This is a genomic window from Planococcus chinensis (genome assembly GCF_042681545.1).
GTDB lineage: Bacteria > Bacillota > Bacilli > Bacillales_A > Planococcaceae > Planococcus > Planococcus chinensis.
Window position 1 is genome coordinate 13,785 of record NZ_JBHUFW010000010.1, and the last position, 14,245, is coordinate 28,029.

The following is a 14,245-nucleotide window of genomic DNA, read 5'->3' on the forward strand; positions in this document are numbered from 1 at the left end:
CTTTTTAGTCTAAAAACTTCGCCATATAAAGTTCGTTATGCGGCTTGCCGTCAATGATCAACGCCTGCTTGCGGACGCCTTCTTGTTCATAAGCTGTTTTCTCGTAAAGTTTTCGGGCTGCTGTGTTTTCTTCCACTACAGTCAGCTCCAGGCGCTTGACGCCTTTTTCGGCCGCCCATTCCTCCGCTTTTTGCAGAAGGGAAGTGGCGATGCCTTTGTTCTGTGCGCTTTCCTGGACGCCGAGCACAATTGCTGCCCGGTGCGCCGCACGTTTTGCGGTATTGCCGATAATCATCAAATAACCGACGTGTTCGCCGTTCAGGATGGCGATGAAAATCGCGGAATGGCCCTTTTGCTTCCATTCGATGATCTGCTTCCGCATGCTTTGGGTAGACTGGATGCGTTCGTCCTTGCCGTAAAGCATAAAATCGGATTCGCCTTCCACCACGCGCTGAAGCGCAATAAGGGAGCGGGCATCCCCGTGTTCTGCCTGGCGGATCAAGAGAATATCTTCATTGCCCGCTTTTTCCAGGTCATTTTCAGAGGAATCGATTTTCTCGAATGTCACCAACCGGTTCGTAATCACATCGCTTACATAGTAGCCGGCATCCATCCATGCGTGGAAATGTTTAGCAGGCGGCTTGGTTTTCTTCCACCAGCTCTTGTTCAGGTAGGCGGCGTTCGGCAGCTGCTGACCCATTATTTGTTCGATTTCATTGAAAGATAAGGTAATTTTTGGATTAGATGCAGAGGCGAAATAATCGGCTAAAGGAATGTATTTTTTTTCCAAAATTATAGTCACTCTAAACTCTCCTTTCTTGAAAAGAATTGGATTAGTTATGGGGATTATATCATTTGTCCTATTTAAATGTATATAATTATTTCCTTTTTCTTAAAATATTTTTATATGAGAGAATTATCATGTTCATTTTTCCTATATTATATATAATAATGGGTATAAAGAATTACAATTCTCTACAAAAAGAAATAAAATTCGAATTTTCCTTTTCAAAGAACCGATTTTAGAAAAAGGAATGCAGTTTTCTTATGTTTCAATGCATAATTCACGATGGAAATGCATTAAAGGTCCCGCCGCACGATTGTATTTTGGCTGCCGGGGCAGTTGTGTTAAAATTATCACGGAAACCAACACCATTCAGGAGGCTAAAACATGTCAAACGTTTTTGTATTAGGCCATAAAAATCCGGACACAGACTCCATCTGTTCCGCTATCTCGTATGCATACTTGAAAAATCAGCTTGGAATGGATGCAGAGCCGATCCGTCTGGGCGATGTGAACAACGAAACGGCATTCGCGCTCCAAAAATTCGGCTTCGATCAGCCGCGCCTGGTTGAACGCGTCTCGGAAGAAGTTTCGCAAGTGATCCTGGTCGACCATAACGAGCGCCAGCAAAGCGCTGTGGATATCGCCGATGTCCAAGTGATTGAAGTGGTGGACCACCACCGCATCGCGAATTTTGAAACGACGGATCCGCTTTATTTCCGCGCTGAACCTGTCGGCTGTACGACAACGATCCTGTTGAAGCTGTTCAAGGAAAATGCGGTCGAGGTGCCGGCGAACATAGCTGGGCTGATGCTGTCGGCGATCATTTCCGATTCCCTATTGTTCAAATCCCCGACGTGCACAGAACAGGACGTCCAGGCGGCCCGCGAACTGGCGGAAATGGCCGGCGTCGACGCTGCAGAATACGGCCTGGCCATGCTCAAAGCAGGGGCAGACCTCAGCAATAAAACATTGGAAGACTTGATGTCGCTGGATTCCAAGGAATTCGAAGCTGGCGGCCACCGCTTTGAAGTGGCGCAAGTAAATGCAATAGACGTGGCAGAAGTCACCAGCCGCCAAAAAGAAATCGAAGTGTTGATGAATGAAAAAATCGCCCGCAAAGGCCTGGATCTTTTCGTATTCGTTGTCACGGATATTCTGAACAACGACTCTACGGCAATTGTCCTTGGCAGCCGTTCAGGCATCATCGAAGGCGCGTTCAAGTCGAGCGTGGTCGACAACCGCGTCCTATTGCCGGGCGTCGTATCCCGCAAAAAACAGATTATACCGGTCATCACCGAAGCATTAAGCTGACTCCTTTTGGGGTCAGTTTTTTTATTTGGATAGGCTGTCTTAAGAAGGCACAGGCAATAGGACGCCGCAAGTGGAGGAGAGGTTGCGTTGGGGCAAGGAGCGGCAGTTTTTGGGGAACACAGATAGATTTTCTTTATCGCAGATAAAATCTGAGAATCGCTGATAAACTCCTAGAATCGCCGATAAAACACAGAACCGTCCAAATAGCTATTTTCTCCAGCGCTTGTCGGGGCTTGCGCGGGCATCTCCACATTTCTTTGTCCAGCTACAGCGGCCAGATTCTCGGGTCGTAAGCCACTTCGTGTCTAGTCTCCAGTGCCCAGCTCTTCTGGACATAAGTCAAACCAGCTATGTGGCAAAGAGCGCCACGTCGCTGGTTCACCTTATGCCTGACAGAGCTGACCGGGCACTTTCGCTTTTCGTGGCTGTGCGGCTGAAAACATGCCGCTTCGCCGAATCGTCTTACGCCGGTCGAATCTAAACGGCCGCTTCCGCATTTCTCTTGTCCAGTTCCGATGCCCAGCCCCTCGAGGTCGCTTCGGTCTGGTGCCGAATGGCAAAAAGCGCCATTCACCCCCAGCCCTCCAGCGCTTGTCGGGGCTTGCGCGGGCATCTCCACATTTCTCTCAAGCAAAAAAATTGAGGGGGTCGGGGTTCGTTGTTATAGTATTCCGTGAGGTGAGAGAATGAAAATTGAAGTTTGGTCAGATTATGTATGTCCGTTTTGCTACATAGGCAAGCGCACACTGGAACAAGCATTGGAGAAATCAGGTTTTCACACACAAGCAGAAATTACTTATAAAGCTTTTCAGCTGAACCCGGAGACGCCGGTCGATTCTACAGTACCGACTTATGAGGCTTTGGCCAAGAAGTTCGGCCGTTCGGTCGATGAAGCAAAAGAGATGACAAAAGGTGTTGCAGACCACGCCCGGTCTGTCGGCCTTGAATATAATTTTGACGGTATGGTGGAAGCCAATACGTTTGCTGCACACCGTTTGGTGAAGTTGGCGGAAGAATCCGGGAAGGATGCAGAATTGGCCGAAGTGCTCCTGCGCTCGTATTTTGTCGAGGCAAAAAATGTCGGCAATTCTGAAACGCTGCTGGAGTTGGCTGAAGAGGCCGGGCTGCCGCGCAAAGAGGCGGAAGAAGTCCTGAACACGGACAAGTATGCCGCCGAAGTGGCAGGCGATATCGAAGAAGCGCGCCAAATCGGTGTGCAAGGCGTGCCGTTCTTTGTCATCAACCGCAAATACGCGATCTCAGGCGCACAGCCGCTCCAGGCATTCGTCGATTCAATTGTCCAAATTGCAGAAGAAGAGGGCATCCGTCCGAAACTGAAGCCGATGGGGCAAAGTAAGACTTCCTATTGTACGGGTGATTCGTGCGAGGCGTGAGCAGATAAATTGAAATGACTCCGGAATTTTATTATACTTAAACGTATCTCAAATTCGAGAATACTAATAATAGCGAAAAAGGAGTTTTATAAATAATGAACGTTCTAGTTGTAAAAGCGAACAACCGCCCTGCTACTGAAGGGGTTTCAAGTAAAATGTACGAAGTGTTCATGAATGAAATCGGCAGCGATGCCAATGTTAAGACTTTTGATGTCTTTAAAGAAGACATGCCGTATTTCGGGCAGGACTTTTTTGATGCAATGCAAAAATCTGCTCAGGCTGAACCGATGAGTGAGCTTGAACAGCGCATCTTGACAGCTTCCTCAAAAGCGATGGATGCATTCATGGATGCGGACATTGTCGTTTTTGCCTTCCCGTTGTGGAACATGACAATTCCGGCAGCTCTGCAAACATTCATTGATTATATCTATCGTGCGGGTGTGACGTTCAAGTACACGGAAAACGGCCCGGTCGGCCTTGTCCCTGAAAAGAAAGTCATCATTCTGAATGCACGCGGCGGTATTTATTCCACTCCTGAAATGGCTCCGGCTGAAATGAGTGTATCGTATATCCGCAACATCATGAATTTCTTCGGTATCCAGGATATCAACGAAGTGATTATCGAAGGCCATGCACTGGATCCAGACCGTGCACAGGAAATCATTGCAGAAGGCATGGAACGCGTGAAAGAAGCGGCTCATTCCCTGCAAGGAATCAACGCATAAACAACAAACCGGAACCCGGAAGCGCAGACGCGCTTCCGGGTTTTTCTTTTGATTAAAAAAAGAGAGACAGGGTAGATAACTAGTAAACGAAACTAGGAGGGACGGCATGGCACAAAACGAACATTTCAGCCGCGTACCAAAGGATATCGAATCGTATTGGAGAACCTATAAAGAAGTTCCCGGCTTCCCAGCCCTGCAAGGAAATGAGTCGACTGATGTCGGGATTGTCGGAGGCGGAATCGTCGGCATCATCAGCGCCTACCTGCTCGCGAAGGCCGGACGGAAAGTGACGCTCATCGATGCCGGCAAACTGATTGACGGCGTGACCGGTTACACGACGGCGAAAGTGACAGCTCAGCACGGCGCGTTCTATTATCCGCTGATCAAAATTGTAGGCGAAGAAAAAGCCCGCTTGTATTACGAAGCGAATATGGAAGGGAAGGATTTCATCGAAAAGACGGCTTCGGAGCTGGGCATCGACTGTGACTTTGCTGAATTGAACGCCTTTGTCTACGCCAACACGGCGCCTGGTGCCTTATTGCTGAAAAAAGAAGCGGAAGCATATGAAAAGCTGGGCATCCCCGGCGGCCTGGCGAAAGATGAAGTCGAGCTGCCTTTTGACGTGAAAGAAGCGGTCGTCATGCGCAATCAGGCGCAGTTCCACCCGGTGAAATTTTTGGCGAAGCTGGTCAGTGAAATCGAGCGCATGGGCGGCAAGATCTATGAAAACACCCGCGCCCAAAAAATTCTCAGCAAACACGATCCGGTCATCCAAACCGAGAACATGTCCCATCTGTCCTGCAACAAAGTGATTGTCGCAACGCATTATCCGTTCAACGATTCGGACGGCTTCTATTTTGCCCGGATGTCCGTTAGCCGCTCCTATATCATCGCCGCGCGGACGGCCGGCAAGATTCCGGAGGATATGTATGTCAGTGTCGACCAGCCGTCCCGTTCCCTCCGTTATGCACTGGATGAAAACGGCGAGAAGATGCTGCTGATCGGCGGCGACGGCCATCCGACCGGCAAAAGCAAGACGCCGACGATGGAACATTATGAAAACCTGGAGAAATTCGGCGAAGAGCATTTCGGTTTGACCGACATCCCTTACCGCTGGTCAGCACAAGACATGACGACGCTCGATACGGTGCCTTACGTCGGCACCATCACCGCGGGCTACGACAACATCCTCGTTGCGACAGGGTTTCATAAATGGGGCATGGCGAACGGGGCCATTGCCGGCAAGATGCTGACCGACCAGATTCTCGGAAAAGCAAACCCTTACGCAGAAGTGTTCGATCCGACCCGCACCAAAGTGAAAGCAGCGGATGCGCTGAGCTTCCTGAAAGACAATGGTTCTGTCGCGAAGGAGCTCGTAAAAGGCAAATTGCAATCAGCTTCGAAAACGGTGGACGAGCTGCAAAAAGGCGAAGGCGGCTGGGTCAAAGTTGCCGGCAAAAAAGCAGGCGGCTACCGCGATGAATACGGGCAAGTCCATCTAGTGGATGCGACCTGTACGCATATGGGCTGTGAAACGAAATGGAACGATGCGGAAAAATCATGGGATTGTCCATGCCACGGCTCGCGGTTCGGCTATGCCGGCGAAGTGCTGGAAGGCCCTGCGGTGAAGCCGCTCAAGAAGATTCAGGAACCGGGATCCATATAAAGCAAAAAAGCAGTGCGGAAAAATATCCGCACTGCTTTTTTAGAGTTTTTTTAAATTAAGCAGGATTTGCCTGCAGTTCTAGCGAAATCTTAATATCTTCGCCTACTAGCACGCCGCCTGTTTCAAGCGATTGGTTCCACGTAAGGCCGAAATCTTTACGGTTGATTTTGCCTTCCGCATTGAAAGCGACGACTTCGACGCCCCATGGGTTGGTTCCTTTGCCGCCGTATTCAACTTCGAATGTAGCAGGGCGGGTAACTCCTTTGATTGTAAGGTCGCCGTTCAGTTCATATTCATCGTCTTTTTGGACGATTTCGTTAGCTTTGAATGTAATGTGCGGGTATTGTTCAGCATCAAAGAAGTCTGCAGAGCGCAAGTGGTTGTCGCGGTCCGTGTTGTTTGTAGTGATGCTGGCAGTATCGATTTTGAAGTCGATCAAGGCATTCGTCAAATCTTCTTCGTTCGCTTCTACTTCTGCGTCAAATGAAGTGAATGAGCCTTTTACTTTCGAGATCATCATGTGTTTTACTGAAAAGCCGATTTCAGAGTGTGCCGGGTCGATTGTCCATTTTTTCATTGTGAGTTCCTCCTAGAATGTTTATTCTTTTCAAACTATAACCCACATTTATCTCGGTGTCAATAATCTCGTATTAAAATATCTTGAATTAGAGATATTTATTTTATCGGTCTTTTGAACGGAAGATAGGGCTTTCCCTTGTCAAATCGGCCAGAAAAATAGATACTATTAGAAGTGAAAAGTTAAGAAGGGATTTGCTTGGGATGACGAAAGTACAATGGATGACCGATCTCCGCCGTTTTTTGGCTGATGATCATGTGAAAATCGATGAACCGCTACACCTCCATACGTTAACAAGAATGGGTGGGCCGGCCGATGTATTTGTTACACCGACAACTGAAGATGAAACTGCTTATGCAGTGAAATATGCGCACGAGAACAATATTCCGCTGCTGCTTTTGGGCAACGGATCGAATATGGTGGTCCGCGACGGCGGCGTCCGGGGCATCGTCCTGAATTTGAAAAGCCTCAAAACCATCCGGATCGAAGGCACTACCGTCTATGCACAAGGCGGAGCCAATATCAAAGAGGTCTCAAAGGTTGCAGCATCCAACCGGTTGACCGGATTTGAATTTGCCTGCGGGATCCCGGGTTCCATCGGTGGAGCCATGGCGATGAATGCCGGTGCTTACGGCGGTGAAATCAAGGACATCATCAAGCAAGCGACGGTCCTGACGCGCGAAGGCGATAAAATGGTCCTTTCCAAGGAAGACTTGGAACTCGGCTACCGGAAGAGTATCATTACCAAAAAAGGCTATTACGTCCTGTCTGCAGAGTTTGAGCTAGAATTCGGCAATCAGGCAGTAATCGATGCAAAGATGAGCGATTTGACGCATCAGCGGGAATCCAAGCAGCCGCTTGAGTTTCCTTCAGCAGGCAGTGTCTTTAAACGCCCGCCGGGAAATTTCGCCGGCAAGCTGATCCAGGAAAGCGGTCTGCAGGGCAAAGGTTTTGGCGGAGCGGAAGTTTCCACAAAACATGCCGGATTTATTGTCAATAAGAACAACGCAACTGCGAACGATTATATCCAGACGATTGAAATGGTGAAATCGGCAGTCCGTGAAAAGTTCGGGATCGATCTTGAACTTGAAGTGAAAATCGTTGGGGAAGATTCTTTTTGATCCCCTGAACGGCTGCCTTTAGAAGGCGGCCGTTTTTTATGTCGAAAGAGGATTATGATATACTAAACTATCTGACAATAAAAGGAGGTCCGTTATGATTGAATTCTCGACTAACGGTTTGATCCTCATGGGTGGGATTTTCCTGTTGGCCGGAGTGCTGATGACGAAGGTTTCATCGAGGGCCGGTGTGCCGTCCCTGGTGCTGTTCATGATTATCGGAATGGTGCTGGGAAGCGACGTCTCGGGATTGATCTATTTTTCAAACGCGGAAATTGCCCAGCTGGTCGGCATCGTAGCACTCATTTTCATCCTTTTCGAAGGGGGGCTGCAAGCCAAGTGGAAGCACATCCAGCCTGTTCTCGGCGGTTCTTTGTCCCTCGCGACCATTGGAGTCGTCATCACCACGACCATTGTAGCGGTCACCGCAAATTATATCCTCGATATTTCCTGGCTTGAGGCCTTTCTTCTAGGTTCGATTGTCGGCTCGACCGATGCGGCGGCGGTATTTTCCGTGCTAGCCGGACAAAATATCAAATCAAAAATCTCTTCAACGCTGGAAGCGGAATCCGGAACCAACGATCCGATGGCTATGTTTCTGACAATCGCCTTCATTCAACTTATTACTTTGCCCGAAGCTTCCATCGGGACCATGTTCGGCAGTTTCATTCTGGAAATGGGCCTTGGGGCTGTGTTTGGAGTGGCTTTGGGCTTCCTGGCTTCCTGGACGCTGAACCGGATCCGTCTGGACGCTTCGGGGCTGTACCCCGTCCTGTCCGCCGGATTTGCCATCTTCATTTACAGTGCGACCGCGATGCTGCACGGCAGCGGCTTGCTCGCCGTCTATTTGGCGGCGCTTGTCATCGGGACCCGGCAATTGACACAGAGCTACTCGATCATCAGTTTCCATGAAGGGGTCGCGTGGCTGATGCAGATCATCATGTTCGTTTTGCTCGGGCTCCTGGTATTCCCGAGCCAATTGTTCGACTGGGATCTCATGTGGAGAGGACTTGTGCTATCGTTCGTGCTCATTTTAGTGGCGCGCCCGATTGCTGTCTTTATTTCCACGCTGTTCTTCAATTACAGTTTGAACGAGAAGCTGTTTCTTTCATGGGCAGGGCTCCGGGGGGCGGTGCCGATCGTGCTGGCCACTTTCCCGATGCTTGCGGGTGTAGAGAACAGCTACCTGTTCTTCAATATCGTGTTCTTTATCGTGTTGACCTCTGCATTGATCCAGGGTTCGACCATTCCCTATATGGCCATGAAGCTGAAATTGAACGGCCGGGCCTTGCCGAAACGCATTCATTCTCTTGAGTTGATCTCAATGGACCGGGCGAATGCGGAAATGCTGGAAGTGGAGCTGACGGCGAAATCGCCGTTTGCCGGGCAGTTGGTTCAGACAATCGGCCTTCCGAAGCAGACGTTGATCAGTGCCATTATCCGATCAGGAAAGCTGGTCATGCCGACCGGTACGACGAAACTGAAAGTCGGCGACGTCCTTTATGTGCTGACGGAGAAAAAGCAGGTGCCGAAAGTGAAAATGGTGCTTGGCGAAGAAGATATCAACCATTGAGCCCGCTTCTGGCGGGCTTTTATTTATGGGGGAAAAAGGGATTTGCCGCTGGCCGGTCGAAAGGAATAGGCAGAACAAAAAGAAAGCAATAAGGGGGAAAAGCAAGTGGGGAAAGAGCCGAAAAATAGAAAATGGCTGAAGTGGGTTTTGGGGATTTTAGGCGGCGTGTTGGTATTGGCAGTCGCGGCGCTCATTTTTGTAAACGTTTACATAGGGAAGTCGAGCCCGCAGGTGGAGGGGGAACTGGCGGTCGGCGTCCTTGACAGCAATGTCACAGTGACGCGCGACTCGATTGGCGTCCCGCACATCGAAGCGAAGTCGGATGCGGACCTCTACCGAGCACAAGGCTACGTCCAGGCGCAGGACCGCCTGTTCCAGATGGACTTGTCGCGCCGCCAGGCAAGCGGAAGGCTTGCGGAAGTGGTGGGCGCTGCAGCAGTGGACCGGGATAAATTCTTCCGCACGTTCAGTTTGCGCGATGCAGCCGAAAAATCTTGGGAGGGCTATGATGCGGATGCGAAGCAAGTGCTCCAGTGGTACGCCGAAGGGGTCAATGCATTCATGGAAGAAGCGAAAAAGGAAGGCAAGCTGAGCTATGAGTTTGCCTTGCTTGGCTACGAACCGGAAGAATGGACGCCGACCGACTCGCTGACGATCGGCAAATTCATGGCTTATGACCTGGGCGGCCACTGGTCTTCGCTTGCCGTCCGCCACTGGGCGCTGAACGAATTTCCGGAACCCAAAGCGAAAGAGCTTTTCATCCAATATCCCGAAGACGCACCTGCCATCATTGCAGCGAATAAAAAACACCCGGTGCAAGTCGCGGGAGCATTCGATTCATCGCTAGTCCCGCCGGAGTTCAACGGCAGCAACAACTGGGTCGTTTCCGGCGACAAGACGGAGAGCGGCATGCCGCTTCTGGCGGATGATCCCCATTTGGGCTTGTCGACGCCATCGATCTGGTACCAGATGCATCTGGAGTCGCCGGCACAGAATGTCAGCGGCGTCATTTTTGCCGGGATTCCTGGTATCATCCTGGGCCATAACGAGAAAATCGCCTGGGGTGTGACGAATGTCGGTCCGGATGTGCAGGATTTGTACATTGAGACGCCAAATCCGGAGGATCCGACCCAATTCCTCTATGAAGGCGAATGGGAACAGGCGGAAGTCCGGAAAGAGCCGATCAAAGTGAAAGACGGCAAGACCGAAGATTTTGAAGTGCTCGTAACGCGGCACGGTCCGATTATCTCGGATGTCATCTATAAAGAAGAGGATCCCGGAGCACAATTCTCGATGCAATGGACTGCGCTCGAACCGACGCTCGAGCTCCAGGCAGTGTTGAGCTTTAACAAAGCCTCGGACTGGGCCGAATTTGAAACGGCACTCGAAGATTTCCAGGCGCCGGCTCAGAATTTTGTCTTTGCTTCAACCGATGGGACAATTGCCTATAAAGCGAACGGGCGCATTCCGATCCGGAAGAATGGCAACGGCCAATTGCCGGTACCAGGCGATTCTGCGGAATACGGCTGGGAAGGATTTGTGCCATTCGATGAGCTGCCGACCGTCGTGAATCCGGAAAGCGGATTTATCGCTACGGCGAATAACGAGGTCGTCGATGATTCCTACCCGTACCATATCTCCGATTTTTGGGCGCAGCCTTACCGCTATGAACGGATTGCCGAAGTGCTGGAAGCCTCGGACGACTTGACGAAAGAAGACATGATCGCGCTGCAGATGGACCAGAAAAATTTATATGCGGCCGAGTTTCTCGACGGCATGATGGCTGAAGTGCAGAAAGAGACTGATCGATTCGATGAACTCTTTGCAATGATGGAGGAGTGGGATCAGGTGGACAGCCGCCATCAGGCAGCGCCGCTCGTGTTCCATAAATGGATAAAGCAGCTGCCGGAAACCCTGCTCGCTGAAAGTTTCCCGGAAGATGTCTTCACGCTTTTGCCCGGCAAAAACCACATCACTGACGAAATGATGCGGGATGCATTCGAAGGGAACGAAGGCGCTTGGGTCAAGGAGTATGGCGGCACCAGCAAATGGCTGGCGGATGCTTTGGAGGAAAGCGTCCGGGAAATCGAAGAGGAATTCGGGGAGGACCCTGAAGACTGGGAATGGGGCGAAGACCATAAGCTGACCTTCCCGCATCCGCTTGCCGGAGCTTCTCCGATATTTGCCGAGTTTCTGAATCCGGATCCCGTCCCGATCGGCGGTTCGAATATCACAGTACAAGCAGCTGCATTTGACAGCGAAGGCAATGTCGACCATGGAGCCTCATGGCGGTTCGTTGCGGACCTGAGCGATTTGTCGAGTGCCCATCACATCGTCGGCCCGGGATTGAGCGGCCACATGAAGTCGGAGTTCTTCCACAACCAAGTGGAAGACTGGGCGAACGGCGATTACCATGAAACTGTGCTCCAAGGGGAAGTGGAAGGGTCGGTCTTAACCTTGCTTGCCGAGTGAGTTATACTGGAGAAAACGGATTTGGGGTCGGTCAGGGTGAAGAACGGATTAGCAGTAGGGTTTGGCGGGATGGCGGGTGCTTTGTTAAGGGCAGGCGTATATGAACTGGCTTCCTCTGTGGCAGCGTTATGGACAGTGAATCTGCTCGGGAGCTTCTTTCTTGGCTGGGTGGCAGGCCGCTTTCAGCAAAAATCTGCTCCGTTCCGGCTGTTCGTTTCCACCGGCCTGCTCGGTTCCTTCACGACGTTTTCCGCGTTTTCGGCAGAATGGTTCCGCTTGATCGAAGCTTCCTTTGTGCAAGGGCTGCTGTTTGCGGTGGGAATGACAGTTTTGTCAGCAGCAGCCGCTGCAGCCGGACTGGCCGCCGGCAGAAAGGGGGGCGCCTGATGATTGCAATCGCTGTTGGCGGTTTCTTGGGTGCTTTTGCCCGCTATTGCTTCTATATGCTGGCTGAAAGCCGTTCTGCCCAGCCGAAAATTGCCACCTGGTTTGTCAACAGCGCCGGATCCTTCGCGCTTGGCGCATTCCTTGGTGCCGGGAGTGATTCCCTGTTCTGGATAACCGGCTTCCTCGGTGCCTTTACCACGTTTTCCACTATGGCGCTCGATGCCGTAAAGGATTTCGAGGACGGCCGCCTGCTGCAGGCAGCGGGCTACCTAGGGGCTACACTCTTGAGCGGCATCCTGCTATTCAGTGCCGGCTATTATTTCATGTAATGAAAGAAATAACCTATTTACACCGCTTTGGCCGCTTTGGGCATGGCTTTCGCCATGAGCCGAGAAGAACACTCGTCTCATTGTGAAAAACCTTCTGCTCCTGCATCGCTGCGCTAGCTTCGTCGAAAATAAAATGGCCCAAACTACCTTTGGCCCATTTTATTGCCTAGCCCTTTGACGCGCCGGCGCTGGAAAGGATTTCAATCAGAGGGAAATCCAAATTACGAATCGTGTTTATCAAAAATTCTAGGAAACATGAAGCAAAAAGCGGAGATACCCGAACTGTTTCTGCATTGTTTCTCTTCTTCCGCTAGAGTTTCGTGGCCAGCCCGTTCGAGCTTATACATTTCTATTCATTTAAATTAGACTGTGTCTATAGTCAAAAACCGCTCCGATGACCCGGAGCGGTTTTGTTAATTGAATTCCCCTTTTTCAATGACGCGGCCTAGCCGCCCCGTGGTGGTTTCTGCATGGAACAGCGACTGGTAGACCGCTTCTTCGGTTGCTTCGATGGTGCCTTGGAACAATTCGGCCATCAGCGGATGCTCATCCCGGAGCAGCGTGGCGGTACGGAACGTTTCTTTGGAATGGTGGGAAACGCGCCCGGCGGTGGAAAAGGCGATGATGATGTCGCCGCTGCCGTTGTGGATATGGGTGCCGGTGCGTCCGAGGCCGATGGCAGCCCGTTTGGCAATGCGCTTCAACTGGCGGCTATCGAGCGGGGCATCAGTGGCGATCACTATGATGACCGAACCATCCGGTTTTTCAGGAGCGGGAGAATCGGACAGCCAATTCGCAATGGCGATTTCCTCCTTGCGCCCGAAATTCGACAGCACCAATGCGCCGACGGTGAACGCTTCATCTTCATACCGCGCAATACGTGAAGAGGAGCCGATGCCGCCCTTGACGCCGTAGCAGATCATGCCTTTGCCGGCCCCGACAGCTCCTTGGGCGAAATCGGCGGAAGCGGAATCGATCGCTTGGGCTGCGTGCTCCGGTTTGACGGCCATGAGCCGCATCGAATTCAAGTAACTGTCATTGCATTCGCCGACTACGATATTGAGTGAACTGGTCGAATCGCCGATTGCCGGGTTCTGTTTCAGCATCCAGTCCATGGTCCCTTGCAGCACGGCCGCTACGCTGAACGTATTCGTCAGCATGATCGGCGACTCGAGTACGCCGAGTTCATCCACCTGAATAAGGCCGGCGGTTTTGCCGAAGCCGTTCAGCACAAAGCTCGCAGCAGGCACTTTCTCTTCGAACCAATTGCCGGCATGGGGCAGGATGGCCGTGACGCCCGTGCGGACGGCGTCGGTTTCCGAAAGGTCCGCATCCAGCGTCGTGTGGCCGACTGTTACGCCTTCAATGTCTGCTATCGAATTCAAGTTTCCTTTTTCCATTGACATCACCATTTTCTTTTTCCTCGATTATACCAAAAAGAGCAGTCCCCCGAATTTCGGTGGACTGCTCTTTTTCATTTCACAATAATGACAGGTGCCTGTACGCGCTTTGCCACTTTATGGCTGACGCTGCCGAGTACCATTTCCTGCAAGGCATTCAACCCGCGGCTGCCGATAAAGACAACGTCATAGCCGATTTCGTTGGCGTGTTTGACGATGGTCGGGCCCGGGGTGCCGTGTAAGGTCTTTGTTTCAAAAGCTACGCCGGCATCGCGGAAGATTTCCTCGAGCGGCAAGAGATGCTTTCGGCGCTCGAAATGGACTTCATCGCTGCTTTGTCCATGGAGGATTTCATTGCGTGCTTTTTCATAATCGATGACATAAAGCAATGTGACGACAGCGTCGGGGTTCGATTTTGCCATCTTCACGGCTTCGCGTGCGGCGCGTTTTGAATGGTCGGAACCATCTGCTGCGACGAGGATTTTCTGGTACATAGCAAGTCCCCC

Annotated in this window: 13 protein-coding genes; 9 read left to right on the plus strand and 4 right to left on the minus strand. The window is 51.2% G+C overall.

The window, feature by feature from the left end:
- Nucleotides 1-4 precede the first annotated feature (4 nt).
- A complete protein-coding gene (locus tag ACFSDB_RS12175; RefSeq protein WP_204893467.1) occupies nt 5-802 on the minus strand; it encodes a GNAT family N-acetyltransferase in 798 nt (265 codons plus the stop codon).
- A 369-nt stretch (nt 803-1,171) separates the two neighbouring features.
- Between ACFSDB_RS12175 and ACFSDB_RS12180 the strand changes: the two genes are divergently transcribed.
- The 4 genes from ACFSDB_RS12180 to ACFSDB_RS12195 all read left to right on the plus strand — a co-directional run bounded on the left by ACFSDB_RS12180 (nt 1,172) and on the right by ACFSDB_RS12195 (nt 5,883).
- The gene (locus ACFSDB_RS12180) at nt 1,172-2,098 is read left to right on the plus strand and encodes a manganese-dependent inorganic pyrophosphatase (RefSeq protein WP_204893466.1); all 927 of its coding nucleotides are present in this window, start codon (nt 1,172-1,174) and stop codon (nt 2,096-2,098) included.
- A gap of 686 nt (nt 2,099-2,784) precedes the next feature.
- Nucleotides 2,785-3,492 carry a DsbA family oxidoreductase gene (locus ACFSDB_RS12185; RefSeq protein WP_204893464.1) on the plus strand — a complete coding sequence of 236 codons (708 nt, stop codon included), beginning with the start codon at nt 2,785-2,787 and terminating at the stop codon, nt 3,490-3,492.
- 95 nt (nt 3,493-3,587) lie between these two features.
- The gene (locus ACFSDB_RS12190; protein ID WP_204893463.1) at nt 3,588-4,217 is read left to right on the plus strand and encodes an FMN-dependent NADH-azoreductase; all 630 of its coding nucleotides are present in this window, start codon (nt 3,588-3,590) and stop codon (nt 4,215-4,217) included.
- Nucleotides 4,218-4,323: 106 nt separating this feature from the next.
- Nucleotides 4,324-5,883: an FAD-dependent oxidoreductase gene (locus tag ACFSDB_RS12195; RefSeq protein WP_204893462.1), complete on the plus strand. Its 1,560-nt coding sequence runs from the start codon at nt 4,324-4,326 to the stop codon at nt 5,881-5,883.
- Between the two features lie 55 nt (nt 5,884-5,938).
- Here ACFSDB_RS12195 and ACFSDB_RS12200 read toward each other — a convergent pair whose 3' ends face one another.
- A complete protein-coding gene (locus ACFSDB_RS12200) occupies nt 5,939-6,460 on the minus strand; it encodes a YceI family protein (RefSeq protein ID WP_204893461.1) in 522 nt (173 codons plus the stop codon).
- A gap of 203 nt (nt 6,461-6,663) precedes the next feature.
- Here ACFSDB_RS12200 and murB point away from each other — a divergent pair, with 203 nt between their 5' ends.
- From murB to ACFSDB_RS12225, 5 genes are all read left to right on the plus strand, one after another.
- Nucleotides 6,664-7,581, plus strand: coding sequence for a UDP-N-acetylmuramate dehydrogenase (murB, locus tag ACFSDB_RS12205; protein WP_204893460.1), 918 nt, complete (start codon nt 6,664-6,666; stop codon nt 7,579-7,581).
- 94 nt (nt 7,582-7,675) lie between these two features.
- Entirely contained in the window at nt 7,676-9,151 is a 1,476-nt protein-coding gene (locus ACFSDB_RS12210; RefSeq protein ID WP_204893459.1) for a potassium/proton antiporter, read from the plus strand.
- 105 nt (nt 9,152-9,256) lie between these two features.
- Nucleotides 9,257-11,623 (plus strand): penicillin acylase family protein, encoded by a 2,367-nt coding sequence (locus ACFSDB_RS12215; RefSeq protein ID WP_204893458.1) that lies wholly within the window; start codon nt 9,257-9,259, stop codon nt 11,621-11,623.
- Nucleotides 11,624-11,659: 36 nt separating this feature from the next.
- Nucleotides 11,660-12,010, plus strand: coding sequence for a fluoride efflux transporter FluC (locus tag ACFSDB_RS12220; RefSeq protein ID WP_204893457.1), 351 nt, complete (start codon nt 11,660-11,662; stop codon nt 12,008-12,010).
- Nucleotides 12,010-12,339, plus strand: a complete 330-nt coding sequence (locus tag ACFSDB_RS12225) for a fluoride efflux transporter FluC (protein ID WP_204893456.1) — start codon at nt 12,010-12,012, stop codon at nt 12,337-12,339. Before ACFSDB_RS12220 ends, ACFSDB_RS12225 begins: the two co-directional genes overlap by 1 nt.
- Before the next feature lie 413 nt (nt 12,340-12,752).
- Here ACFSDB_RS12225 and ACFSDB_RS12230 read toward each other — a convergent pair whose 3' ends face one another.
- Together ACFSDB_RS12230 and ACFSDB_RS12235 are read right to left on the minus strand one after the other, a co-directional pair.
- Nucleotides 12,753-13,739, minus strand: coding sequence for a DmpA family aminopeptidase (locus ACFSDB_RS12230; RefSeq protein ID WP_204893480.1), 987 nt, complete (start codon nt 13,737-13,739; stop codon nt 12,753-12,755).
- Nucleotides 13,740-13,813: 74 nt separating this feature from the next.
- Entirely contained in the window at nt 13,814-14,233 is a 420-nt protein-coding gene (locus ACFSDB_RS12235; RefSeq protein WP_204893455.1) for a universal stress protein, read from the minus strand.
- Nucleotides 14,234-14,245: the final 12 nt, after the last annotated feature.

Bases quoted from the DNA above. Each gene is read 5' to 3' on its own strand.
- murB (WP_204893460.1), top strand. From the start codon at position 6,664: ATGACGAAAGTACAATGGATGACCGATCTCCGCCGTTTTTTGGCTGAT.
- ACFSDB_RS12185 (WP_204893464.1), top strand. From the start codon at position 2,785: ATGAAAATTGAAGTTTGGTCAGATTATGTATGTCCGTTTTGCTACATA.
- ACFSDB_RS12230 (WP_204893480.1), bottom strand. From the start codon at position 13,739: ATGGAAAAAGGAAACTTGAATTCGATAGCAGACATTGAAGGCGTAACA.
- ACFSDB_RS12180 (WP_204893466.1), top strand. From the start codon at position 1,172: ATGTCAAACGTTTTTGTATTAGGCCATAAAAATCCGGACACAGACTCC.
- ACFSDB_RS12190 (WP_204893463.1), top strand. From the start codon at position 3,588: ATGAACGTTCTAGTTGTAAAAGCGAACAACCGCCCTGCTACTGAAGGG.
- ACFSDB_RS12225 (WP_204893456.1), top strand. From the start codon at position 12,010: ATGATTGCAATCGCTGTTGGCGGTTTCTTGGGTGCTTTTGCCCGCTAT.
- ACFSDB_RS12235 (WP_204893455.1), bottom strand. From the start codon at position 14,233: ATGTACCAGAAAATCCTCGTCGCAGCAGATGGTTCCGACCATTCAAAA.
- ACFSDB_RS12210 (WP_204893459.1), top strand. From the start codon at position 7,676: ATGATTGAATTCTCGACTAACGGTTTGATCCTCATGGGTGGGATTTTC.
- ACFSDB_RS12200 (WP_204893461.1), bottom strand. From the start codon at position 6,460: ATGAAAAAATGGACAATCGACCCGGCACACTCTGAAATCGGCTTTTCA.
- ACFSDB_RS12195 (WP_204893462.1), top strand. From the start codon at position 4,324: ATGGCACAAAACGAACATTTCAGCCGCGTACCAAAGGATATCGAATCG.